Origin of the sequence: Hymenobacter sp. APR13 (assembly GCF_000737515.1) — a bacterium.
In the GTDB taxonomy this organism is placed as follows: domain Bacteria; phylum Bacteroidota; class Bacteroidia; order Cytophagales; family Hymenobacteraceae; genus Hymenobacter.
In genome coordinates this window covers 3,386,560-3,411,103 of the sequence record NZ_CP006587.1, presented here as the reverse complement: position 1 = coordinate 3,411,103, position 24,544 = coordinate 3,386,560, and the positions used below count along the sequence as shown (strand labels likewise).

The following is a 24,544-nucleotide window of genomic DNA, read 5'->3' as shown; positions in this document are numbered from 1 at the left end:
TTCGGGGCCGCTAAAGTATCCAGCAGTTTGGGCCGACTACCAAGTTGGCGGCCACGGGCGCCGCTTCCCCGTATTCTGTGTTTATGCGTATTTCCTGGAAACTGATTGGGCGGCTAACCGCCAGTATTGTGGTGCTGCTGCTGGTGGCGGGCGTGGCCTTCGCCAAACTGAGCCCGCAGCTGGGCGGCTCGCCCACCAAAGCTCAAAAGGCCGCCTACGCGCAGTCGGGGCACTATTTTGAGGGCGAGTTCCGCAACCTCGTACCCACCGAGCTGATGACCGGCGGCGGCAGCACGTTTTCGGCGCTGTGGAAATTCGTGTTCGGGAGCAAGCCCGCCAATGTGCAGCCGCCCGCGCCGCTGCCCACCCGCCCGCTCGATTCGCTCAGCATCGTGCGTAAGCCGGCCGGGCTGCTGCGCGCCACCTGGTTCGGGCACTCGGCCAGCCTGGTGGAAATAGCCGGCAAAAACGTCCTCTTCGACCCCATGCTAAACGTGAAAATGGGCCCGCTGAGCTGGGTGACGCCCCAACGCTACAACCAAAGCCTGGCCATCACGGCCGAGCAGCTGCCGGCCATCGACGCGGTGCTGATTTCGCACGACCACTACGACCACCTCGACTACGAAACCATCCGGAAGCTGCGCGACAAAGTGGCCGGCTTCTACGTGCCGCTGGGCGTGGGCGCTCACCTGCTGGCCTGGGGCGTGGCACCGGCCCGCGTGCACGAATTGGACTGGAACGACTCGGTGCAGCTGCCCGGCGGCCTCACCATCATCAGCACGCCGGCGCGCCACTTTTCGGGCCGGGGCCTCACCAACCGCAACTCCACTTCTTGGAGCTCCTGGGTGCTGAAAACCCCTTCGCAGCGCGTGTTCTACAGCGGCGACGGCGGCTACGGCCCGCACTTCAAAACCATCGGCCAGCAACACGGCCCCTTCGACCTGGCCCTGATGGAATGCGGCCAGTACGACGACCAGTGGGCCCAAATCCACATGAAACCCGAGCAGACCGTGCAGGCCACGCTGGACGTGCGCGGCCGGGTGCTGCTGCCGGTGCACTGGGGCGCTTTCACCGAGGCCAACCACGCCTGGAACGAGCCCGTGCGCCGCGCCTCCGCCGAAGCCGCCCGCCTGCTGCTGCCCATCACCACGCCCGAGCTAGGCCAGCCCGTGACGCCCGGCGCGGGCGCGCTGCCGCAGGTGCAGTGGTGGCGCTAAACCCTACAACAAGCAACCGCCCCGGCCACTGAACCTGTCGTTCAGTAGCCGGGGCGGTTTCCTATTATGTTGTTGCCGGAAGCTGGCTTCCGATGCAACGCGTGTTGCTAGAGGTTGTTCTGCTGGTTGCGGCGGGCTTCTTCCTGGGCGGCCCGTTCGGCCTTTTTCTTGTCGCGGCGGTTGCCGATGACGGCGCCGCCTACAGCACCGGCGGCGCCGCCCAATACGGCCCCGCCAGTGCCGCCCACGGCACCGCCTACCACGGCGCCGCTGGCGCCGCCAATGGCCGCGCCGGTGCCGCGGCTGGTAGAGCAATCAGTGAAAAAAAAGCAGGCCGCAGCCACGAAAGCAAACCGTATCGTTCTCATAAACTTGTGTTTTCAGTTGAAAAAAGGCTCCCTGCCAGAAGAGGGAACTGGTTCTTAAAACGAGCCCTACGGACGACGGTTGGGCAAGGCAAAAATTATGTACCTACATTACTTGGCCCGCTACAACGGCCAGAGCCCCTACCTTTGCCCCATGACCCTTACCTGGACCACCCTCCCCTTCAACCTGCTTTCCGTGCCCCAGCTCTACGCCGTGCTGCAGCTGCGCAGCGAGGTATTTGTAGTAGAACAGACCTGTGCCTTCCAGGACATCGACGGGCAGGACCAGGCGGCCACGCACCTGCTGGGCTACACCGAAACCGGCGAACTAGCCGCCTACGCCCGCCTGTTCGGGGCCGGCATCAGCTACCCCGAGGCCAGCATCGGGCGGGTGGTCGTCAGCCCGAAGTTCCGGCGCTACGGGCTGGGCCGCGAGCTGCTGCACCAGGCCATTGGGGCCGTAGAGCAGCTGTTCGGCCCCCAGCCCATCCAGATTGGGGCGCAGCTGTACCTGCAGGCGTTTTATGAGAGCTTCGGCTTTGCGCAGGTCGGCGAGGGCTACCTCGAAGACGGCATTCCGCACATTCACATGGTGCGCGCTTAGGCTGGCCCGCGCCACTCCCAAACGAAAAAGCCCGGCCAGGCCGGGCTTTTTTGTGGGTTTACCAGACGAATCCGGCGGTTAGATGTTCAGCTTCACGAGCTTCATGCCCAGCTGGCTTTGCTTTTTGAGGAAGTCCACCATCATCACGTAGCCGGGCTTGGCCGGGTACACATAGGAGCTGGTGGCGGTGCTGTTCCCGTCAATCTTATCGACGCCGAACTGGCCGTTGTCGCCGAAGGCAATGTTGCCGATAACCTTCTTGGTGGCCTCGCCTTTCTCCTTGTCGTAGTTGATGTACACCACGTTGAACTGCGAGTTGGCCTCGTTGCGCTGCAGGAACTGGTAGTCGAAGTCGCCCTGGGCCTTCATGAGCATGCCAATCAGGCCGGCGCCCATGGCGCCGGGGGGCAGCAGGGCCTTGGAACGGTCCTTGGCGTAGAACTTCACGGTGTTCAGTGAGTAGTCGGGGTTTAGCACAAACAGCATCATGTTGCCAACCTGGCCATTCACGGCGCTGGCGCGGCCACCGAGGGCCAGGGCCGCAATGCCCATCCCGTCGGCCGCCACCTTGTACTGCTCGGCCACGATGTACATCTTGCCATCGGCCCCCTTCACTATGGAGTGCGTGAAGTTCATGAAGCCGTCTTCCATGCTGGGCTTGGCCTCGGCGGGCAGGGCCGCCTTCACTTCCTTCTGCCAGCTGTAGGGCTTGGTGCCGATGAGCTTGCCGGCTTCCGTGAACCGCTTGATGTAAAAGCCCTGGCTCTTGTTGATGAAGGGCTTGTCGGTGAGCTTGTAGTATTCGCCCACGGCCACAAACTCGCGGGCGGCGGCGTCGAAGGTGAAGGTGCTGAGCGAGAGCTGCTCGGTTTTGCTGGTTTCCACGGGCAGCTCCATCACCTTTTTGCCGGTGTTCACGTCGATGGCCACCATGTAGGAGCTCACCTGCCGCGACATCAGCCCGTCGCGGCGCATGATGTTGCCCACGATGTATTTGTCGGTTACTTCCCGGATGAGGATGGTTTCGTAGTCCTTGGACTTGGGGTCCGACGCCAGCCGCCACTTGGGGTTGAGGTTGTTGTCGTACATCTGCAGCGCGTAGCCCCGCATCAGGCCGTCGTAGCTGTTGCGCACGAAGCCTTTGCCGGCAATGGGCGTGAGCGTGAGGGCGCCCATCGTGTTTTCCACGTTGCCGTCGTTGCGCACCATCTGGCTCAGCACCATCTTGTCGCCCTTCGACAGGTCTTCAATCACCTTCGAGCCCAGCTTCTTAAGGCTGGCGTCGTAGGTTTCCATCTCCAGCGTGTTGTCCTTGGTGTTGAGGAAATACAGGCCGAACGCCGTGCCGTTGAAGGCATTCTGCAGCAGCGTATAGCGCCCCGAGGGCTTCTGCAGCGTGATGTTCGACACCTTCTTCAGATCCTGATCATAGAAATCGAGCAGGAAGTTGTCGTTTTTGCGGTCGGCCTTATCGGCGCGGGCATACAGGATGTAGCCCTTCACCTCGTTGCCGGCATAAATCGGCGAAATCCCGGAGCGGGGCATGCTCTTGATGCCGTCCAGGGTTTGGGTTTGGGCCAGTGCAGCGGCCGAGGCCGCAATAGCCAGCGCTGCCGTCAGCAGCGTGCGGGTAAACTGATACATGGAGAGAGGTAATGGGGTGAATTGTGATGGGGTAATGAGGGGATGAGGTGAATCGTGATGGGGTGACGAGGTGAATCGTGACAGGTGATGGGGTCATGAGGCAACCAACCTGCACTGGCGGTTGGAAACTTCTTTCGCTGCTGCTGACGGCCCTTACCTGGCTGGCGGCGGGGTTACCGGCGGCGCTTGGACGGGGCGGGCGGCGGCGGCGGAAACAGCCGCGCCGCAAAGCGTCCGTTCTGGTACTGCGCCAGATACTGCTGCTGCAGGGCCTGGGCGCGGGTGGCATCTTCGGCGAGGGCAGCCGCGGCGTAGCGGGCCGCCAGCGCATACTCGTCGGTGTCGGCGGCGGGGGGCGGCAGCAGCTGGGCAAAGCAGGCGCTGAGGCCCTGGTATTCGGTGGTGCGCAGCCCGTAGAGCGTGTGCAGCAGCTGGTTGAAGTTGGCCGGCTGCTGCCCCGACACGTTGGACACCACTTCCGTGAGGCGGTGCGTCAGCTGGTAGTGGTGCAGCTGGTGCAAGCTCAGCTGCACGATGGCGCGCAGGTAGGCGTTCTGCGGGTCGGTGGGCAGCAGTAGCAGCGCCTCAAACAGGGCGTGGTCGTAGCATTCGGTGTCGAACCAGCTTTGCACCACCTCCAGCCGGCTCACGGCCCGCAGCCGCGCAAATTCTGGCGCCACCGGCTGCGTGCCCTCGGCCACCGCCCCGCCCGCCAGCGCGCGCAGGTAGCCCATGCGCTTCGCACAGTCGGGGTGCGACTTCAGCGTGTCGGTGGTTTCGAGCACTGTTTTCACGGGAGCCTGCACCGCAAAGATGGACTGCGACTTCGGCGCCTCGGTTTCCAGCGGCCGGCCCAGGGCCGCGCAGCCGAAGTAGCGGCCCAGCTCCAGCGGCGCCGCCGAGGCCGGGGCATCCATCTGGTCGAGCAGCTGTAGGGCGCGGTGGGCCTGGCTGGCGTCGAACGAGGTGCGGCGCAGCAGCACGTAGCCCAGCGAGTCGGCCTGGCGCTCGTGGCGGCGCTGGTGGTAGGTGCCGTTCAGCGACAGGCCCATCACCAGGCTTTTCATGCGGGAGCTGATGTTGTACTCGGCCTGCACAATGCGGCGCACTTCGCGGCGCATCTCGCGGCTATGAATCGTGCCCAGCTGCTCCTGGATGGTGGTTTGCTGGTGGCGGCACTGCACGTGGGCCAGCTCGTGGCACAGAATGAAGGCCAGCTGGCTTTCGTTTTCCAGCGTGGGCAGCAGCCCCACGTTGAGCAGAATGGTGCCGTTGCCCACGGCGTGGGCGTTGGCCTCGGGGTTGCGGGTGAGCACGAGGCGGGCGGGCGGCAGCTGCGGATTGGCCTGCTGCACCTGCCGGAACACGCGCTGCACGGCAGCGTTCAGCACCGGGTCGAGCAGCGCCGAGTGGCGAATGGCGTTGTAGACTTCCGCCGACGCCTGCTCCACAACGCGCTGGTAGTGCGCCCGGTACTCGGCGCTGCCGGTTTTGGCCGTGCCGAAGTAGGTCCGGATGGCCGTGCGCTGCGCCGTGGCCAGCTGGTAGGCCTGGGTGGTGTCGGCAGAGAAATAGGGCCGGTAGGCGGGCTGCGCGGCGGCCCGGGGCAGCAGCCACAGCAGCAGCCCCGCAACAAACAGATAACGAATCATAAAGCGCAGCTCGGGCAGCTGCGGGCGGCATAGTGTGGAATAGGAAGCCAAATCTACACGATTCCGCCGGCATCAGTCTATGGCTATGCTGCTATATTTTTCCCAAATCCAGCCCCCAAAGAATTCCGTTATTATCGTGCTTACTTCCGTGGGCCTGGCTCTTACCTTTATCCGCCCGGCCACGCGGCCGGAGCCCCGGTTTTCTCTGCCCATTCCTACCCTTGCCGCCGCATGGCTTCTGCATTTCCGGTCGACTACCACCCACTGTTTCGGTCCCTGCCTGAGAACTTTCTCCTTATCGGGGCAGATGCCGCCGCCACCATCATCGACAATACTGATAGCCACGTGGCAGTGTCGTTGCGGAAGCGCGAGGAAGTGGTAGGCAAATCCTTCTTTGAGGCGTTTCCGGCCACTGACGAGGCTTCGGCCGCCATTATTCAGGCCTCGCACAACTATGTGCGGCAGCACTTGCAGCCCCATACGATGCCCCTGATCCGCTACGACCTGGAGCGGCCAGCCGCGCAGGGCGGTGGCTTGCAGGAGCTGTACTGGCAGGCCACGCATTACCCGATTCTGGATGAGCAGGGCCGCCTGCAGTTCATTCTGCAACGCACCGAGGACGTAACCGAGCAGCACCTAGCGGCTCGGGAGGCCGCCCGCGTAGCCCGGGAGCTGGCCGAGACCCAGCAGCGCAACACCTTCATTCTGGAAAACCTGCCGGTGATGGTGTGGACCAACCGCCCCGACGGCACGCCCGACTACTACAACCCGCGCTGGGAAAATTTCACGGGCCTGACGCTGGCGGCCAACGCCGAGTGGCAGGAAACGCCCGGCCTGATTCATCCGGACGATGCCGAGCGGATTGCGTCGGAGGTAAGCCAGGCCGTGGGCGCCGGCCACGAGTACCAGCTGGAATTCCGGCTGCGCCGCCACGACGGGCAATACCGCTGGGTGCTGGCCCGCAACGTGCCCCGCCACAACGAGCAAGGCGAGTTGGTGATGTGGGTAGGCAGTGGCACCGACATTCACGACCAGAAGCTGCTGGTGCAGGAGCTGCTGGAAACCAACGAGCAGCAGGCCCTGCTTTCCGAGCAGGCCTACCAGGCCCAGCGCCAGGCCCAGCGCCAGCGTGAGAGCCTCTACGACCTGTTTATGCAGGCCCCGGCCCTGATTTCTTTGGCCCGCGGCCCCGAGCACCGGCACGAGTTTGTGAACCCGCCTTACCAAGCCCTGTTTCCGGGCCGGGAGCTATTGGGCCGTAGCGTGGCCGAGGTGATTCCGGAAGCCGAAAACCAGGGGTTCATTGCTATTCTCGACCAGGTTTATCAATCGGGAGAGCCTTTTTTTGGGCACGAAGTGCCGTTCCTAGTGTCAGATCCGCAAAGTGGAGACAGTACAGAGCGATTCTTCAACGTAACCTACCAGCCAGTGCGCGAAAACGGGCAGGTAGTGGGCATTTCGCACTTCTCCTACGACGTAACCGAGTTGGTGCTGGCGCGCCGGGCACTGGCTGAAATCTGTCCTGGCGCTCAGTAAGCCTGTCTTTTTTTCAGCATTCGGTCTACTACTCCCCCACGGCGGCCATGGACATTACCAACCTCGACTTTCAGCAGGCCCGCATCAAGCAGGTGCTGTTTAAGTCGCGCCTGCGCTCCGTACTTTACGGTGTGCGGGAGGCGGATGACGCGCTGTTTTCGATGCGCGAAAACCCGCTGGGCGAGTGGCTCAACACCATTGTAAAGCCCAAATACGGTGCCCACCCGGAGGTGCGCGAAATTGAGCGGGTGCTGCAGCAGATGCTCATGGCCGGTCAGTCGTTGGTGCGCCAGTACCAACGTGGCCAACTGGAAGAATCGCGCACCGGCCTGGAGCAGATTGATGGCTACGCCGAACAGATTATGGCCTTGCTGCAGAAAATGGAGCAAGCAGCTTAGTTGTCAGTTGACAGAATGAAAATACGCTGACAACTAGCAACAAACAAATGAACACCTACTTCAATCCGCCTTCCCAAGGCGCCAGTGCGGCCTTGTGCTCGGCGTACACGCGGCGCACCAGCACGGAATCGGGTTGCGTGGCCAGGTACAGGCGAGTGCCCCGCTCCCGCGCAAAAGGGTTGGTGATTTCGCCTACCTGCCGGATGGACTGGCAGTGCGCGGCCACGTCGGCGGGCTCGTCGTCTTCGATTAGCAGCAGATACGGCCAGGGCTGCGCGGGGCGCGCCGGAAACCAGTACAGGTAGGAGCCATTGAAGCTGTGGGCAGCCGGCAGCGCCCGGTGGCGGTTGAAATAGTTGATGGCGCCGGCCTGGCCGTAGTTGTCGCACTTGATGAGGGTGCGGGCGCGGGTGGCGGCGGGCAGCGTCTGGTACGCCTGCCACACCTGGTCGGCCAGTTCCTGCCAGCCCAGCATGTCGGCGTAGTCCTGGGGCAGCACGTGCTCTACGCCGTCTTCCCAGCGCGTGAGGCCCAGGCTCTGGTAATTCTGGCCGATGCGGCGCATGTAGGCCGGCGGGTAGAGCGTGAACAGAAACGGCAGCAGCGGCAGCATGGTCAGCACGGGCAGGGCCAGCAGCGCCGGCCGCCACAGGCGCGGGTGCCAGCGGCGGGCCACCCACTGCTCCAGCCACACCGCCCCAAACGGCAGCAACACCGGGTAGTAGCCGAGGCTGTAGTAGCTTTTGCCGTGCAGCACCGTCAGAATCAGCAGCCCCACCACCCACAGCCAGCCCACCACCCGAAACCGCCGGAACTGGTGCGCCCGCAGCAGCGCCAGCAGTCCCGTGCCCCACACCCACACCACCGGAAAGCACATCAGCAGCTGGTCCTTCCAGAAACCAGCCACCGACACGTGCACCAGCTGCGAGTCGTGAAGCAAGGCCATGTGGTGCCGGAACGGAACGCCGTGCAGCAGCTGCCACCCTGCATTCGGAAGCCAGAGCAGCAGCGCCAGCACGGCTCCGCCCCACAGGTGGCGGCTGGCCAGCAGACGCCGCTGGGGCGTGAGCAGCAGCGCCACCCCCAGCGCGGCCACATAAAACAGCGTGGTGTACTTGTTCAGCAGCCCCAGCCCAACGGCGGCGCCCAAGGCGTAGAGGTAGCCGGGGCGGTGGGTTTGCAGGTGCCGCACCAGCGCGTAGCCGGCCGCCGTGAAAGCCAGCACCTCAAACGCGTTGGGCTGAAACAGGAAGTTGAGCCGCGCATAGGCCGCCACCATGTAGCCGATGCTGACCAGCGCCACCGCCCAGGCACCGCCGCCCAGTTTCAGCACCAGCCGCCCCAGCAGCAGCACCGTGAGGCTGCCCCACAGAATCGGCCAGAATTTCACCCACGCCCAGCCGCCGCCTAGCGCCAGCGTGAGCCAGCTTTGCAGCGCCGTGAGCGGCGGCACCTCCAGGTAGCCCCAAGCCAGGTGTTGGCCGTAGTCGAGGTAGAGGTACTCGTCGCGGTGCAGCTCGTAGGCACGGCTAGCCAGCACGTAGCCCGACACGAACTTGACCAGGGCCAATAGCGGCGGGAGCAAACGGCGGGAGGGTTTCATTCCTCAATATAGCCGGCTGCGAATAGGCAGGGCAGTGCGGCCGCTACAGCGGCTGCGGCAGCCGGATGTGGCGCAGGTACTCGCTCAGGCCGCCGGGGTGCTGAAACAGGTGAATGAACAGCAAGTGGTCCTCACCCTGCACCCGCCATTCTTCGGCGTAGAAGTCGCCGAGGGCCAACAGCCGCAGCACAAAGCTGTCCTCACGCCGCTCGGCCAGAAAGTGGCCGTGCTGCCGGAGCAGATCGGCCTGCTGGCCCATCGGAAGCTTTTTGAAGACGCGCAGATTCATGTGGTGCCGGGCAAATCCGAAGATACGAAGTTGGGGGAATGAGGTGAATCGTGATGGGGTGATGGGGTGACAGGTAAAGAAAGGACGTCATTCCGAGCGGAGCGAGGAATCTCGCCAGCGTAGTAACTCCCAAAAAACACGGTCGCCTAAGAAAAATTCGGGTGTCGCCTGAGAAAATTCGCCTGACTCCCCCTCTCCACGGGAGAGGGGGCCGGGGGGGTGAGGCCCACGCGAGATGCTTCGGCTGCGCCTCTGCATGACGCACCATTCACCTCATCCCCCCATCACTTCATCACTTCATTCCCTCCCACCTTACCTTCGCGGCATGAAAACGATACGCTTCCCGCATCCGCTGGTGCTACTGGTGGGGTTTATTCTGCTGGCTTGCCTGCTGAGCTACGTGCTGCCAACCGGCGTGTTCAGCCGCCACCCCGATGCCGCCACCGGCCGCGACGTGGTGGTGGCCGGCTCCTACCACCGCGTGCCCGCCACGCCCGTCAGCCCGCTGCAGGCCATCGTGGACATTCCGAAAGGCATGGTGGATGCCGCTTCGGTCATTTTTCTGGTGTTTCTGGCCGGCGGCGCCTTCACGGTTGTGGACCAGACCGGCGCCCTGCGTAGCGGCGTCGACTGGCTGCTGCACCGGTTTCAGGGGCGCGAGGCCGTCGTGATTCCCATCATTTCGGTGCTGTTTGCCACTATGGGCGCCCTCGAAAACATGCAGGAGGAGATTGTGCCACTGATTCCGGTGCTGCTGATTCTGATGCGCCGCATCGGCTACCCGGCCCTCACGGCGGCGGCCGTCAGCATTGGCTCGGCGGCAGTGGGCGCGGCCTTCAGCCCCCTGAATCCGTTTCAGGTGGGCATTGCCCAGAAGCTGGCGCAGCTGCCGCTGCTGTCGGGCGGGGGCTTCCGACTGGCGTTTCTGGTGCTGGCCCTGGCCATCTGGATTGCGGGCACCGTGCGCTACGCCCTGCGCCACCGCGTGCAGCCCGAAACCAACGCCGCCGCCGACCCGGCCGCGCTGGCGGAAGGCCGCAACCACGGCCTAGTACTGCTGCTGCTGTTCGCGGCCTTTGCCTTCTTCGCCTACGGCGTGCTCAAGCTAGGCTGGGATTTCGAGCAGATGGCAGCCCTGTTTTTCGGGCTGGGCGTAGTGGCCGGCCTCATCGGCGGCCTGGGTTTCACGGGCACGGCCGAAGGCTTCCTGGCTGGCTTCCGCGACATTGCCTTCTCGGCGCTGCTCATCGGGTTTGCCCGCGCCATTTTCGTGGTGCTGGAACAGGGCCAGATCGTCGATACCATCGTCAATGCGCTGTCGGCGCCGCTGGCGGGGCTGCCGGTTACGCTCTCGGCCCTGGGCATGATGGGCGTGCACACCGCCCTGCACCTGCCGGTGCCCAGCGTAAGCGGCCAAGCCGTGCTCACCATGCCGCTGCTGGTGCCCCTCTCCGACCTCATCGGCCTCTCGCGCCAGGTAACGGTGCTGGCCTACCAGTACGGCGCCGGCCTCTGCGAGCTAATCACGCCCACCAACGGTGCCCTCATGGCCATCGTGGCAGCTTGCGGCGTGCGCTTCGACCAGTGGTGGAAGTTTGTGCTGCCGCTCTACCTGCTGCTGCTGGCCCTGGGCGCCACCGCCGTGATGGTGGGTATTGCCGTGGGACTGTAGCAGCGGCGCTGTCATTGCGAGGACGAAGCAATCCTTCCTCTCGTGGCATACACTTTCCTTACAGCAAAGCCCTCCGGCGTTAGTGTAGCACACTACTGCCGGAGGGCTTTCCGCTTAGGGTAGCCTAGAGCAAGAGAGGAAGTGCTTGGTCGTGCCTCCTCGCAATGACAGTGGCCGCAATGACAGCCCCCGGCTTAATCCGGCCGCAGCTCGTCGGCGCGGAAGATGCGGGGCAGCTTGCGCTTGCGCTCCACAATCTGGTAGCTGGCCGTGTCCGACTGCTCATCCCAGAATACGTCGCTCACCACGCCGAAGTGGCGGTAGCGGCCAGGCTCGGGCTGCACTTCCTCCACGGCGTCGCCGAAGCTGAAGGCCGGGCGGCGCAGGTGCAGCTCCCGGAACAGCTCGGGCCGCACCAGAAACTGCTGCTCGTCGTAGCGCAGCGTAATCCACTCGCCGTCTTCGTCTTCTGCTATTTTCTCGAACAGCTTGCCCACCGGTTCCAGCCACTCAAACGAGCGGCGGTTGGCAGGATGAATATAACTGAAGCCGAAGTCGGGCGTCCAGGGGTACAGGCCGTAGATGACGGGTTTGGGTCGGGGCACTTGTAGAGAATGAAAGGCTGATTGGGTATGGAATGAACAACCGTCCAAAGGTAAAGGCTCCCGCACAATCACCCCGCGTCCCTGATTTCTCTTCTCCTGCATCTATCCGCCAACCCCAAACCTGCTCTGCGTGCTTAGTTTTTCACCACCCGCCGCACAAACGTACCGCCGGCGGCGTAGCGCACTTTCAGCACGTATGTCCCGGCCGGCAGCGCGGCAACATCCAGGCTCAGCGTTGCCTCATTCACCGACACCGGCCGGCTCATCACCACGCGGCCAAGGGCGTCGTGCAGCGCTACCTGCTCGGGGCGGCTGGCGGCGTCGAGGCGCAGGTGCAGCTGGTCGTGCGCCGGCACTGGCCACGCCTCGGTGCGCGGCGCCTGCCGCGAGGCGCCGGCGTTCAGCACGTTGGCATCGAGCAGACGGGCCAGGGCGTAGTTGGGCTGATTGCTGCCTATGGGCGAAAACTGGCCGCCCACCAGCAGGGCGCCACCGGGCTGCACGGCCAGCGCCAGCACCAGATCATCGGGGCCCAGCGGCGAGCTGAACGAGGCATCGGTGCTGCCGTCGGGCAGCAGGCGCACCAGACCCGACGTGTTGGCGCTGGGGCTGAAGACTGTTCCGCCCACCAAAATGCGGTTATTGGGCTGAATGGCCGCCGCGTTTAGCACCACGATATTGCCCGCAATGGAGGCGCTGAAGGTGGGGTCGAGAATGCCGGTGGCAGACAACCGGGCCACCGAGCTGGCCGGAACTCCACCCAGCTGATCGAAATACCCGAACACCAGCAGTCGGCCATCGGGGTAGCGGCGCAGGCCGTTGATGGCAAAGGACTGGCTGCCCGACGCCACGGCCGCGAAGGACGGGTCGGTGCTGCCGTTGGGGAGCAGCCGCTGCACTACCGGGTTCTGGTAGCTGCCCACCACAATGCGGCCATCGGGCTGCACCAGCAGGGCCGTTGGGCTGAAGTTGGCCGGCGGCTGAAACGAATTGTCGATACTGCCATTGGGCAGCAGCCGCTGAAACGAGCGAAACGTAGTGCCGGAGCTGCCCGGCACCGCCAGATTGCCCGCTACCAGCACCCCACCATCAGGCTGCAGCGCCAGGTTGGTGATGAAGTTGGTATTTAAGCCTGCAATGCGGGCCAGTGGGGACACAAAGCCGGCGTCGCGCATGCCGGAGCTTTCCACCCGCACCAATGACGTTACCGGCTGGCCATCATAAGACGCGAACCGACCGGCCACCAGGGCTTTGCCATCAGGCTGCAGCACCACCTCCGTCGGGTAGCCCTGCGTGATGATGCTGGCGGCGGTATAGGCGGCATCCACGCTGCCATTGGCTTGCAGGCGGGCCAGGCCGCGCGCGGCACTACCGTTGATTTCCGAAAAAGCCCCCACTACCAATAGTTTCCCATCGGGCTGCTGCACAAAGTCCTCCACCTGCCCGGCCGTCTGCAGGACAGGGATGGGAAAGGTGGTATCGAGGGCGCCCGTGGAAAGCAGCTGGTTTACGCCGGCCGGCACCGCCGATGCCGGCCCACCCAACACCTGAGGCGTACTCCCAACCAGCACCTGCCCCCCGGCCAGCAGCTGCAGCGAATACACTGACGTAACGTTCTCCGGCGTGGCGGACACGCTCCAGGTGGGGTCGAGGGCGCCGGTGGCCGTGAAGCGGAGCACGTGGCCGGGCGGCGGTGACCCACCCCCAAAAGCCGCCAGAATCTTGCCATCGGGCTGCACCAGCAGCGTGGCCGGCCCACCCGAGAAGGCCGGGCGGACACTATAGCTCACGCCGGTGAAGGTATTGTCGAAAGCGCCCGTGCTACTGAAGCGCACCAGCGCCTGGTTTACGCCGGGCACCAGGAAGGTGCCGTTGAACGTAGCCGCCAGAATCCGGCCGTCGGGCTGCACGGCCACCGCGCCCACGAGGGCCGTAGCGGTGGTAACGGGCGCGAACGTCAGGTCGAGGGTACCGTCGGCGTTGAAGCGCGCCAGGCCGCTGCGGGCCCGCCCGGCGGCCGTCCGGAACGAGCCGCCTACTACCAGCTTGCCATCGGCGGGCTGGCGCGCCACTACCGGCCCAAAGCCGCTCAGCGTCAGGCCGCCGGCCGTATTGGCTACGAACGGCTGGTCGAGGCTGCCGTCTTCGTTCAGGCGCAGGATACCGGCGGCGGCCTGCCCGGCGTAGCTGCTGAAGTTGCCGGCCACCACCACCTTCCCATCGGGCTGCACCAGCACCGACGTTACGCGGCTCATGGAGCTGGGCTGCGCCCGAAACGCCGGGTCGGGCAGGCCCGACGGCAGCAGCCGCACCAGCCCGTAGTACACCTGCCCGTTCAGCGTAGCCGGCCCAGCCATCGTAACGAACACGCGCCCGGCCCCGGCGTCGGTGAGGCCCTGCGGCGCCCAGGTGTAGTCAGCAATGTTCAGCGCGAACGTCGCGTCGGGGGTGCCCGCCGCCGAGTAGCGCAGCAACGACTGCAGGGTTTTCACCCCGTCGGCTCGCACCAGTTCGCTGCCCAGCACCAGCCGCTCGCCGGTGCTGAGCTGCAGTGCCTGAAGCGCCGTGGCGGGCTGGTAAATCTGCATGGGCCCGTAGCTGGCATCCACCTGGGTTTGGGCGCGGAGCTTGCCGAAGGGCAGCAGCAGCAGCCAGCACATCAGCCATACACGGGGCCGGGCCAATAATCGAGTAGTAAGCATTTCAGTCATAGGGTATTGAAAGTAAGAATGATGGATGAATCGTAGGTAAAGCTCGTGCTTTGGTATAAGCAGAGCCTGCATGCCCGGAAAAGGTGGCATTGCACTTCTAAAAATCAGCGAACTACTGGTACGCTTAGCGTATAATCACCGCGGCATAAACCCGCTGCCGTCAGCACTAGGCCAGTTCTGACGCTACCAAGCCGAGGCCGGAGCAGCTTCACGAGTCCTGCTTACTGCCGGGACTGTCGTTCGGGCCATGCTGTGCATGGGTTCCACGCGCCACGTGTGCCAGCAGTAGGTCGCGGTGCGCGGCGCCATCGTGCACCTGCCCGAAGGATAACAGGTGCGGCTCGCCGGCCACCGTATGCACCACGGCGTCGGTGGCCCCGATGGGTTCCACGTGCGTCAGCTGGTCCCAGCGGAAGTCAAACTGGCGGCGAAACGGGTGCAGCCGCCCGCTGAAGCCGGCTTCGTGCAGGTGCAGAAACCGCCGCCGGTGCAGCTGCGCCAGCCCGAAGGCCATGAGGCCATACCACACGGCCAACGCCCCGTACAGCCACGGCAGCACGTGCAGGCGGTGCACGCCCGTGCGCAGGGCCGTTTCGTGGTGGCGGTGCCAGATGTGGTAGCCCTCCAGCGCCAGAATGCCGGCGGCTGCCAGTTCCAGCCAGGCTATTTTCTCGTGGTGAGCCACGCCGTGGCGCTGCAGCTGCCATAGTTCACGCAGCAGCAGCAGCACGTAGGCGGCGCCCACGGCCACTTCCAGCCCCAGCAGCGGCGTTAACGATTCCTCGCCCGCCAGCACGTCCCACAAACCACTGAACAGGATTAGTGCGGGCAGCAAATGGGAAAACCCGCGCAGCCGCTCGATCCGGCCCCGGTTTTTATGATAGAGCGTAACCGGACCGGAATTGCTGGCAGTGTTCATGGTTGCTAAGCACGCATTTTTTCCGCATTCTGCCAGCAAAGCCGGCGGCAGGCAGCCGGCCTGCCCGGCGCCCAAACTAGCCTCGCTTAGCTACTCATGCTCAAATATTTACAACACAAAATATAACCCCGTGCCGGTTTATGGAGTTTAACCCCCGCACTCTCCCCTGCCAGTGCTGATTTCTTTCTTGCTTACCATGCCTACTACTTCTTCTCTGAAAACCCCCGTTCCTACATTACAAGCCGGTATGGGTGCCCTCCCGCACGAGCACGGCACCACCTTCCGGGTGTGGGCTCCGGCCGCTACCGCCGTTTCGGTAGTGAGGCCTTCCAACAACTGGGATGCCACTACGCACCCGCTACAGCACGAAGCCGACGGCTACTGGGCCGCCGATTTTCCGGACCTGCCAGCCGGCACCGAGTACAAGTTCGAGCTGACCACGCCCACCGGCAAACTCCTCAAAAACGACCCTTATGCCCGCCAGGTCACGCACTCGGCCGGCAACTCCATCGTGCCCGACCATAGCTTCGACTGGGAAGACGACCAGTTTGAGATGCCAGCTTGGAACTCGCTGGTGATCTACGAGCTGCACGTGGGCACGTTCAATGTGAAGGACCCCGAGCAGCCCGGCACTTTTCTCGACGTGATTGAGAAGCTGGACTACCTGCGCGAGTTGGGCATCAACGCCATCGAAATTATGCCGCCCACCGAGTTTCCGGGCGGCCGCAGCTGGGGCTACAACCCCTCCCACCCGTTTGCGCTGGAAACCGAGTACGGCGGCCCGCAGGCCTTCAAGGAGCTGGTGAAGCAGGCCCACCGCCACGGCATTGCCGTGATTCTGGACGTGGTGTACAACCACTTCGGGCCCGGCGACCTGGACTTGTGGCAGTTTGACGGCTGGCACGAAAACGACGGCGGCGGCATCTACTTCTACAACGACTGGCGCGCCGAAACGCCCTGGGGCCACAACCGCCCCGACTACGGCCGCGACGCCGTGCGCGCCTACATCCGCGACAACGCCCTGATGTGGCTGCAGGACTACCGCGTGGACGGCCTGCGCTGCGACTCCATCTCGCACATCCGCAACGTAGACGGCTCCTCCGACCCTTCACGCGACCTGCCCGAGGGCTGGAGTCTGATGAAGTGGATCAACGAGGAAGTGCAGCAGCATATGCCCTGGAAAATCATGATTGCCGAGGATCTGCAGGGCAACGAGCACATCACGCGCCGCCCCGAAGACGGCGGCCAGGGCTTCTCCAGCCAGTGGGACGCGGCCTTCGTCAACATCATCCGCGACGCGCTGGTGACGCCTAATGACGCCGACCGCGACATAGCCCACGTAGCCGAAACCCTGACCGGCATCTACAACGGCGACGCCTTCCAGCGCATCATCTACACCGAAAGCCACGACGAAGTGGCCAACGGCAAGAGCCGCGTGACCGAGGAAATCATGCCCGGCGATGCGCACACCTGGTTTCCGAAGAAGCGCGCCACTCTGGGCGCGGCGCTGGTGTTCACGGCCCCCGGCATCCCGATGATGTTTCAGGGCCAGGAAATGCTGGCCGACGGCTACTTCTCCGATGACCAGCCCTTGCAGTGGGAGCACGCCGAGCAGCATGCCGGCCTGGTGCACCTCTACCGCGACCTGATCAAGCTGCGGCGCAACCTGGCCGGCCACACCCGCGGCCTGCTGGGCCAGCACACCGAGGTGCATCATCTCAACAACGACGACAAGACGCTGGCCTTCATCCGCCGCGACCAGTCGGGCCCCGGCGATACTACCGTGGTGCTGTGCAACTTCGCCGACCGCTCGCACGACAACTACACCATCGGGCTGCCGCGCGGCGGCCACTGGCGCGTGCGCTTCAACTCCGACTGGGCCGGCTACGACGAGGAGTTCGGCAACTTTGAGAGCCTCGACACGCTGGCCGAGCCCGGCATCTATGATGACCAGCCCTTCCACGCCTCGTTCGGGCTGGGCCCGTACTCGGTGCTGATTATTTCGCAGGAGCCGGCCTAACCACCCTGGCTTCTGCCTCCCCGGGAGGTCTGCAACGTGGCCCGCGCCGCCTGCAGACCTCCCGACTTTTTTCCGGGTTTTGCGGCCACATGGCGGCCGAAACTCCGTACCGTACCATATCTTGCCCATCTGCACCCAACTCTGCCCCTACCCTATGCAAGTTCCCGCCGCTGCCCCCGCCCCCCTTGCCCCTGATTCGTTACTGGTAGAAGTGGCCTGGGAAGTCTGCAACCAAGTGGGTGGCATCTACACCGTAATCCGCAGCAAGGTGCCCGCCACCGTGCAGGGCTGGGAAGACCGCTATTGCCTGCTGGGACCTTACTTCGCGCAGCAGGCCCAAAGCGAGTTTGAGCCCTACGACGACTACCAGCTTTCCACCCTCAGCGACCCGTTTGCCGGGGCCGTGCGCGAAATGCGCAAGCTCGGCTACGACGTGCACCTGGGCGTGTGGCTCGTGACGGGCCGGCCCCGGGTGGTGCTCATCAACCCCTACCAGGCCTACCCGCAGCTGGGCCAGATCAAGGGCGACCTGTGGCACCACCACGGCATCCCGACGCCCGACCACGACGACCTGCTGCACCAGGTGGAAGCCTTCGGGCATCTAGCCAAAATCTATCTGCAGACGCTGGCTGCCGAGGTGGTGCCGCCGCAGCGCGTGGTGGCCCATTTCCACGAGTGGATGACGGGCGTGGCCATTCCGGCGCTGCGCCGCGAGCAGACGCCGCTGCACATCGTGTTTACCACCCACGCCACGCTGCTGGGCCGCTACCTGGCCATGAACGACCCCAATTTCTACGAGCACCTGATGCTGGTAGACTGGGAAGCCGAGGCCAAGCGCTTCAACATCGAAACGGCCGTGCGCATTGAGCGCGCCGCCGCCCACGGCAGCCACGTGTTCACGACCGTGAGCGAGTTGACGGTGCGCGAGTGTATTTACCTGCTGGATAGGATTCCGGACGCGGTGCTGCCCAACGGCCTCAACATCGAGCGGTTTGTGGCCTTGCACGAGTTCCAGAACCTGCACCAGCAATACAAGGCCAAGATTCACGAGTTCGTGATGGCGCACTTCTTCCAGAGCTACTCGTTTGATCTGGACAAGACGCTGTACCTGTTCACGAGTGGCCGCTACGAGTACCACAACAAAGGCTTCGACCTGACGCTGGAAGCGCTGGCCCGCCTCAACTACCGCCTGCAGCAAAGCGGGCTGGAAGGCAACGTGGTGATGTTCTTTATCACGAAGCGCCCGTTCCACAGCATCAACCCACAGGTGCTGCAGAGCCGCGCCATTCTGGAAGAGGTGCAGGAAACCTGCGAGGCCATTGAGCGGCAGGTGGGCGAGCGGCTGTTCTACGCCGCCGCCGCCAGCCAGGACCACCGCCTGCCCGACCTGAGCAGCATGGTCGACGATTACTGGAAGCTGCGCTACCGCCGCACGCTACAAAGCTGGAAAACCCCCAACCTGCCCCCGGTCATCACCCACAACCTCGTCGATGACGCCAACGACGACATCCTCAATTTTGTGCGCGGCGCCAACCTAGTGAACAACCGCCACGACCGGGTGAAAATCGTGTACCATCCTGATTTCGTGTCGCCCACGTCGCCGCTGTTTGGCATGGAGTACGGGCAGTTTGTGCGAGGTTGCCACCTGGGCATCTTCCCCAGCTACTACGAGCCCTGGGGCTACACCCCGCTCGAGTGCGTGGCGCGCGGCGTACCGGCCATCACCTCCGACCTGTCTGGCTTCGGCGACTACGTGATGCAGCACGTGCCCCAGCACGAAGACAAAGGCATTTTTGTAGTGCAGCGCCAGGAAAAGAGCTTCGACGAGTCGGCCGAGGAGCTGACCGAGATGCTGTGGCAGTTTGTGCTACTCAACCGCCGCGAGCGAATCATGCAGCGCAACAACGTGGAAAGCAACGCCGAAATCTTCGACTGGAAAAACCTGCGCGTGTACTACGACCGCGCCTACACGCTGGCCCTAGAGCGGCAATAGCTGTTTGTGTTGCTATTCCCAAAACCTGGTTTCCCGTAGCGGAGGCCAGGTTTTTTTGGTCGATACTTGCTCGAACTAGGCGGGGAATTTGCGGAAACAACGCAAAAAAAAGTCCTGGCCACGCAAGACGCAGCCAGGACAAGATCAGCGGCTCAAAGCCAGCCCGAAGTTAGGGTCGGAGCACCTGATCAATGACGTGCACGACGCCGTTGGTAGCCAAGATGTTGGCGGTAGCAATGTTGGCGGCCGTGCCGCTGCCGCCTCGCACCGTAAAGCCAGTACCGGAAGCAGCCACCGTCACGGGACCACCCAGCGTCGTGACGGTGCCGGCCGCCAGGTCAGACGAGAAAACGCGGCCCGTCCCAATTACGTGACGCGAAAGAATAGCCGTCAGGTCGGCATCCGACACCGAACTCAGTGGCGCGGTACCCAGCAGTGCCCGGAAGGCGGCATCAGTGGGAGCAAACACCGTTACGTTGGCACTCTGGGTGCCGGCAGCCGCCAGAATAGGCGCGGCGGCCGGGCGCTGCAGCGCCTGTAGCAGCAGCGTAAACTCGGGGTTGGTGGTGCGGCTAGCACTGGCCGCCACAATGGCTGCAATGGTCTGGCTCGGCGGCATCAGCACGTTGTCGATGGCATGGATGGTGCCGTTGCTGGCCGCTACATCGGCCGTCACCACGCGGGTGCCACCATTAATAAAGACGCCCGTTCCGTTTTTAGTCAGATACAGTGTGTTGTCGTTGATGGGCGTGCCGCCCACGGAAGTAGCAGGCCGGGCCGTAGTGGCAGTGCTGCTGCCGTTGGCAATGTCAGCGGCCTTCACATTGGAGCCGAGCACGTGGTAGAGCAGAATGCCCCGAAGCGTAGCAATCTGGGCAGGGTCAGTGATGGCCGTAATGTTGGCAGCGCTGTTGAAAGGCGCCGACAGCTTGGCAAATGCATCATTGGTGGGCGCGAATACAGTAAAGGGTCCGGTACCACTCAGCGTGGTGGCCAGATCCGCCTTCGTAACGGCGGCTACCAGGGTGCTGAACGCTGGGTTACCCTGCGCCACCTGCACAATATTCTGGGCTGGCGTGGCCAGAGCAGTGTCTTCGTCGTCATCGCAGGCTACCAAGCTAAAGCTACCAAGCGCAAACAGGCTCAGCAGTAGCGTGCGAAACAGGTTCCAGGCAGTGGGAAAGGTGGGTGTATCCATTGTGTTGAACTTTTAAGGGTGAAAGTTTAAACAACACACATAATACCAACATATTCAACTGATGTTGAGGAGAGCCAAAATTTTGTAATTACTCTGCACCAGTTGCTTTGCCAGGGTTACATCTTTGCGGTATGGGCCATTCGTTTCGCTTCCGTTTTCGTGTTTGTCTGCTGGCGGGGGTGTGCCTGCTAGGCGGCACCGCTCTGGCCCACGAGTTCTGGCTGCTGCCACCGCAGTTTTTTGTAGCGCCCAGCACCCGCCTGGCCCTGCGCATATTCGTGGGCGAAAGCTTCACCGGCGAGCGGTGGGCCGGCAAAAGCAGCCGCGTCACGCGCTTCACTCATTTCGCCCCGGATGGCCCTCACCAGCTGCTGGCAGCCGCTACTACCACCGACACGCTGCACACCGCTGTCGAGTTCAAAGAGCCGGGTACGCATCTGGTGAGCATAGCTACCAACGATGCCTTCCTCACGCTGGAAGCCAACCAGTTCAATTCCTACCTCAAAGAGGAAGGTCTCGACTACATTCTGCTGGAGCGGCAGAAGCGCGGCACCCTCAACCAGCCCGGGCGCGAGGCGTACCGGCGCTGCGCCACCACGCTGGTGCAGGCCGGCCCCCCCGCCGCCTTAGATACGGCCCGGGCCTGGAGCCGCTCCACTGGCCTGCCGCTGGAACTGATACCTGAGCAGAATCCATACACTCTGAAAGCCGGCGCTTCCCTCACGGTGCGGGTACTGGCCGAGGGCCAGCCGCAGGCCGGCCAGCTAGTGCAGTTATGGCAGCGTAGACCGGGCCAACCCATACGAATTAGTAAGCTCTACAGTAACCAAAATGGCCGGGTGCTGTTTCGTTTAACCGGAGCAGGCCAATATATGCTCAGCACAGTCAGAATGGCACCTGCTACACTTCCTGAGGCTGACTGGCAGAGCACCTGGGCTAGTCTCACTTTTGGATTTCGGCCGTTAGGAGCCCGTTGAGCGGTTTTTTTCAAGAAAATTGATCAACCGCTTGCGCCTCTTCCGACGAATCTTTTTTTTATTACCTTCGCAACTCTCTTACAACTCCGAACCACCGACGGTATGAAGTACTCAATTGATAAAAAGGAAACGTACACGATAATTACGATCGACGAGAAGAAGCTGGACACCACTGTAGCTCCCGATCTGAAATCGGAATTCGTGAAGCTGAATGCCGAAGGAATCAACAACCTGATCCTGGACCTCAGCAACGTAAAGTACACCGACTCATCGGGGTTGAGCTCTATTCTGATTGCCAATCGCCTGTGCAATTCCACTGGCGGCCTGCTTGTGCTCACCGGCCTGCAGGACCACGTAATGAAGCTCATCACTATCAGCAAGCTCGAATCGGTGCTGCACATTCTGCCCACCGTGGAGGAAGGCATCGACCGGATTTTTCTGCACGCCATTGAGCGCGACCTGACCAGCAAAGAATAGTTTTTCTCGGTTGTCAGTGGTTGGTTGTCAGATGTCAGGCTTTCGTGAGCTGGCACCTGACAACCAATTTGTATTTCATCCCCTTTTGGGAATGACGCCTGCCGACCTTCCTATGTCAACCACCTCTGTCAACCACCGCCTCTCTTGGAGTTTGAGCTGAAAATCCTGGGCAGTGCTTCGGCCACCCCGTTCATGGACCGCCACCACACGGCCCAGGTCCTGACGGTGGGTGGCAGCCAGTACCTACTCGATTGCGGAGAAGGCACCCAGCGCCGGCTGATGGAGCACAAAATCCGGCACCAGCGCATCCACACCATCTTTATTAGCCACCTGCACGGCGACCATTTCTTTGGACTTTTCGGGCTGCTGGGCACCATGCACCTGAACGGGCGCACCGAGCCGCTGAAAGTGTTTGGCCCGCCCGGCCTAGATGAGGTGCTGACCATGCAGTTCCGGCATTCCTACACGCACCTCAGCTTCGAGCTGGAGTTTACGCCGGTAGATACCACCCAGCACCTCCAGATTTTCGAGGACAAACACCTGACAGTACACACACTGCCCATGCGGCACCGCATCCCGTGCTGCGGCTACCTGTTCCGCGAAAAGCCTAAGCGCCGCCATCTGGTGAAGGAACTGCTTCCGCCCGGCCTCACGCCCACGCAGTTTAATGCCCTCACGCTAGGCGAAGACCTGCTCGACGACAACGGCCAGCTGCTGGTGCCTAACGCTGCCGTCACCACCGAGCCCAAGCGCGCCCGCAGCTATGCCTTCTGCTCCGACACGATGTACACCGAGGGCCTGGCCGATCTGGTGCGCGGCGTGGATCTGCTGTATCACGAGGCCACTTTCATGGATGATATGCGGGAACGGGCGGCTGTTACGCACCATTCCACCGCGCGGCAGGCCGGTTTGCTGGCTCGCCGTGCCGAGGTGCACCGCCTGCTCATCGGCCACTTCAGCAGCCGCTACCGCGACTTGGAGCCGCTGCTGACCGAGGCCAAAACCCAGTTCGAATGGACGGAACTGGCTGTGGAAGGCCTGTCGGTTTCGCTGGCCGAGTAGGCAGCACGTCATGCAGAGGCGCGGCCGAAGCATCTCGCGTGCTGACGCAAAAGTGGTGATTCAACGTCAGCACGCGAGATGCTTCGGCTGCGCCTCTGCATGACGTTCGTTTTAGCACCCGAAATCAACCGTTGATTTCTCTCTCCCCTCCTATGCCCCAACCCTTATCCCACAAAAAGCAACAGCTGTACCTGGTGCTCAGCGGCATTTTCATCGTGAATGCGCTGCTGGCCGAGATTATCGGGGTCAAGATTTTCTCGGTGGATGCGCTGATGGGGCTGCCCGGCAACCTCACGGCGGGCGTGCTGATCTGGCCTGTGGTGTTCGTGACCACTGATATCATCAACGAGTACTTTGGCAAGGAAGGCGTGCTGCGCGTGAGCTACCTCACGGTGGGCCTGATCCTGTTTGCCTTCCTCGTGATTTACGCCACTACTCTGCTGCCCCCGGCCGCCTTCTGGCTCGATGCCAACAAAGCCGACGCCCAGGGCCGGCCTTTCGACGTGGACTTCGCCTACCGCAGCATTTTCCGGCAGGGGCTGGGCATTATTGCGGGTTCTATCACGGCGTTTGGCATTGGGCAGGTGCTCGATGCCACCGTGTTTCAGCTGCTGCGCCGCGCTACCGGGGGGCGCTACGTGTGGCTGCGCGCCACGGGCTCCACGCTGGTTTCCCAGCTCGTCGATTCGTTTGTGGTGCTGTTCGTGGCCTTCTACGTGTTCGGCAACTGGACGCTGGAGCAGGTGCTGAGTGTGGCCAACGCCAATTACTGGTATAAATTTGCCGCCGCCATCCTGCTTACGCCTGTGCTCTACCTCGCCCACTTCCTCATCGACCGGTACCTGGGCGACGAAGCCACCCACGAGCTACAACAGGAAGCCGCCGCCGATGCGGCGGTTTAGGCTCCAGCTATTATTCTCTGAACATCCTTACCGTTATACCCAACATGAAACCCCTCTACATTCTGGTCTTGGCGCTATTGCTGCCACAGATTTTATTGGCTCAATTCAACCCGTTTAAACCCGGATCTTATATTTTGGCAGGCGCAGGCGCTGTCCGCCAGTCGGCTAAGCTTAAACTACGGAGCAGCGAGCTGCTCATCGCGAAACACGCCGACAACAGCACCAGGCAGCTTACACCGACCGCAGTAGCCTCTTTCCGCATAGAGCAAAAGCGTTTCGTTACTGCTACTAATTTCGAGGTGCCAATAGGGTTTGGCAAAACAGTAGACGAGGCCTTTGTGGAGTTACTCGACAGCGGGCAAATGGTCTTGATGCGTTACGAATACACGGTGGGCGCCCCCATGATGATGGGCGCTGGTGGCACCATGTCTGGCGGTGGCAGCTCAACCTACGATGTATACTTGCTGCGCTGGGCAAATGAAACCGCTATAACTCCGGTCACGGCCAACCGCCTGACGGGAGGCGGCCGCAAATTTCGCGACGCCTTACTGCCTCATCTTCGGATGAGGGATGATTTGGCTAAACTGGTAGAAGATGGCTCGGTAACCGTAGACGGCTTGCCCGCTCTCATTCGGGCCTTGAACACTGGCCAGGCCTACGCTCCTATCACCACTCCTGCCATTCCTGATTGATTTTTCCC

General features: G+C 62.8%; 21 protein-coding genes. 12 read left to right on the top strand and 9 right to left on the bottom strand.

Going from position 1 to position 24,544, the window contains the following annotated elements; translation table 11 throughout:
• Positions 1-83 precede the first annotated feature (83 nt).
• Positions 84-1,217, top strand: coding sequence for an MBL fold metallo-hydrolase (locus tag N008_RS14250; RefSeq protein ID WP_052381565.1), 1,134 nt, complete (start codon positions 84-86; stop codon positions 1,215-1,217).
• A gap of 107 nt (positions 1,218-1,324) precedes the next feature.
• Here the strand turns inward: N008_RS14250 and N008_RS14245 are convergent, their stop codons facing one another.
• Positions 1,325-1,585, bottom strand: a complete 261-nt coding sequence (locus N008_RS14245; RefSeq protein WP_044016923.1) for a glycine zipper domain-containing protein — start codon at positions 1,583-1,585, stop codon at positions 1,325-1,327.
• 97 nt (positions 1,586-1,682) lie between these two features.
• On the opposite strand from N008_RS14245, the gene N008_RS14240 reads away from it, so the two are divergent.
• Positions 1,683-2,186, top strand: a complete 504-nt coding sequence (locus tag N008_RS14240) for a GNAT family N-acetyltransferase (RefSeq protein ID WP_231569717.1) — start codon at positions 1,683-1,685, stop codon at positions 2,184-2,186.
• Between the two features lie 78 nt (positions 2,187-2,264).
• Here the strand turns inward: N008_RS14240 and N008_RS14235 are convergent, their stop codons facing one another.
• Both N008_RS14235 and N008_RS14230 read right to left on the bottom strand, forming a co-directional pair.
• A complete protein-coding gene (locus tag N008_RS14235) occupies positions 2,265-3,830 on the bottom strand; it encodes a DUF6770 family protein (protein ID WP_044016919.1) in 1,566 nt (521 codons plus the stop codon).
• Between the two features lie 173 nt (positions 3,831-4,003).
• Positions 4,004-5,533, bottom strand: coding sequence for a M48 family metallopeptidase (locus N008_RS14230; protein ID WP_044016917.1), 1,530 nt, complete (start codon positions 5,531-5,533; stop codon positions 4,004-4,006).
• Positions 5,534-5,713: 180 nt separating this feature from the next.
• Between N008_RS14230 and N008_RS14225 the strand changes: the two genes are divergently transcribed.
• Both N008_RS14225 and N008_RS14220 read left to right on the top strand, forming a co-directional pair.
• Positions 5,714-7,018, top strand: a complete 1,305-nt coding sequence (locus N008_RS14225) for a PAS domain-containing protein (protein ID WP_044016907.1) — start codon at positions 5,714-5,716, stop codon at positions 7,016-7,018.
• A 47-nt stretch (positions 7,019-7,065) separates the two neighbouring features.
• On the top strand, positions 7,066-7,416 hold the full coding sequence (locus N008_RS14220) for a hypothetical protein (protein ID WP_044016905.1): 351 nt from the start codon (positions 7,066-7,068) through the stop codon (positions 7,414-7,416).
• A 55-nt stretch (positions 7,417-7,471) separates the two neighbouring features.
• On the opposite strand, the gene N008_RS14215 is transcribed toward N008_RS14220, so the two are convergent.
• Both N008_RS14215 and N008_RS14210 read right to left on the bottom strand, forming a co-directional pair.
• Positions 7,472-9,019 (bottom strand): glycosyltransferase family 39 protein, encoded by a 1,548-nt coding sequence (locus N008_RS14215; RefSeq protein ID WP_071884543.1) that lies wholly within the window; start codon positions 9,017-9,019, stop codon positions 7,472-7,474.
• 43 nt (positions 9,020-9,062) lie between these two features.
• Positions 9,063-9,308, bottom strand: coding sequence for a hypothetical protein (locus N008_RS14210; protein WP_044016903.1), 246 nt, complete (start codon positions 9,306-9,308; stop codon positions 9,063-9,065).
• A 325-nt stretch (positions 9,309-9,633) separates the two neighbouring features.
• Here N008_RS14210 and N008_RS14205 point away from each other — a divergent pair, with 325 nt between their 5' ends.
• Positions 9,634-10,980 carry a YfcC family protein gene (locus N008_RS14205; RefSeq protein ID WP_044016901.1) on the top strand — a complete coding sequence of 449 codons (1,347 nt, stop codon included), beginning with the start codon at positions 9,634-9,636 and terminating at the stop codon, positions 10,978-10,980.
• Positions 10,981-11,174: 194 nt separating this feature from the next.
• Here N008_RS14205 and N008_RS14200 read toward each other — a convergent pair whose 3' ends face one another.
• From N008_RS14200 to N008_RS14190, 3 genes are all read right to left on the bottom strand, one after another.
• The gene (locus N008_RS14200; protein ID WP_044016899.1) at positions 11,175-11,585 is read right to left on the bottom strand and encodes a DUF6960 family protein; all 411 of its coding nucleotides are present in this window, start codon (positions 11,583-11,585) and stop codon (positions 11,175-11,177) included.
• A 134-nt stretch (positions 11,586-11,719) separates the two neighbouring features.
• A complete protein-coding gene (locus N008_RS14195; RefSeq protein ID WP_197062860.1) occupies positions 11,720-14,296 on the bottom strand; it encodes a T9SS type A sorting domain-containing protein in 2,577 nt (858 codons plus the stop codon).
• A gap of 208 nt (positions 14,297-14,504) precedes the next feature.
• Positions 14,505-15,215, bottom strand: a complete 711-nt coding sequence (locus N008_RS14190; RefSeq protein WP_044016896.1) for a hypothetical protein — start codon at positions 15,213-15,215, stop codon at positions 14,505-14,507.
• A gap of 247 nt (positions 15,216-15,462) precedes the next feature.
• Between N008_RS14190 and N008_RS14185 the strand changes: the two genes are divergently transcribed.
• Both N008_RS14185 and N008_RS14180 read left to right on the top strand, forming a co-directional pair.
• Positions 15,463-17,235, top strand: a complete 1,773-nt coding sequence (locus N008_RS14185; RefSeq protein WP_081910810.1) for an alpha-amylase family glycosyl hydrolase — start codon at positions 15,463-15,465, stop codon at positions 17,233-17,235.
• 154 nt (positions 17,236-17,389) lie between these two features.
• Positions 17,390-19,228 (top strand): glycosyltransferase, encoded by a 1,839-nt coding sequence (locus N008_RS14180; RefSeq protein WP_052381562.1) that lies wholly within the window; start codon positions 17,390-17,392, stop codon positions 19,226-19,228.
• A gap of 169 nt (positions 19,229-19,397) precedes the next feature.
• Here the strand turns inward: N008_RS14180 and N008_RS14175 are convergent, their stop codons facing one another.
• The gene (locus N008_RS14175) at positions 19,398-20,426 is read right to left on the bottom strand and encodes a fasciclin domain-containing protein (protein WP_044016892.1); all 1,029 of its coding nucleotides are present in this window, start codon (positions 20,424-20,426) and stop codon (positions 19,398-19,400) included.
• Between the two features lie 131 nt (positions 20,427-20,557).
• Here N008_RS14175 and N008_RS14170 point away from each other — a divergent pair, with 131 nt between their 5' ends.
• The 5 genes from N008_RS14170 to N008_RS14150 all read left to right on the top strand — a co-directional run bounded on the left by N008_RS14170 (position 20,558) and on the right by N008_RS14150 (position 24,536).
• Entirely contained in the window at positions 20,558-21,403 is an 846-nt protein-coding gene (locus tag N008_RS14170; protein WP_081910809.1) for a DUF4198 domain-containing protein, read from the top strand.
• 102 nt (positions 21,404-21,505) lie between these two features.
• Positions 21,506-21,880, top strand: a complete 375-nt coding sequence (locus tag N008_RS14165; RefSeq protein ID WP_044002696.1) for an STAS domain-containing protein — start codon at positions 21,506-21,508, stop codon at positions 21,878-21,880.
• A gap of 144 nt (positions 21,881-22,024) precedes the next feature.
• Positions 22,025-22,942, top strand: a complete 918-nt coding sequence (locus N008_RS14160) for a ribonuclease Z (protein ID WP_044016888.1) — start codon at positions 22,025-22,027, stop codon at positions 22,940-22,942.
• A 152-nt stretch (positions 22,943-23,094) separates the two neighbouring features.
• A complete protein-coding gene (locus tag N008_RS14155; RefSeq protein ID WP_044016886.1) occupies positions 23,095-23,844 on the top strand; it encodes a queuosine precursor transporter in 750 nt (249 codons plus the stop codon).
• Between the two features lie 44 nt (positions 23,845-23,888).
• Positions 23,889-24,536 (top strand): hypothetical protein, encoded by a 648-nt coding sequence (locus tag N008_RS14150; protein WP_044016884.1) that lies wholly within the window; start codon positions 23,889-23,891, stop codon positions 24,534-24,536.
• The last annotated feature ends 8 nt before the right edge of the window (positions 24,537-24,544 follow it).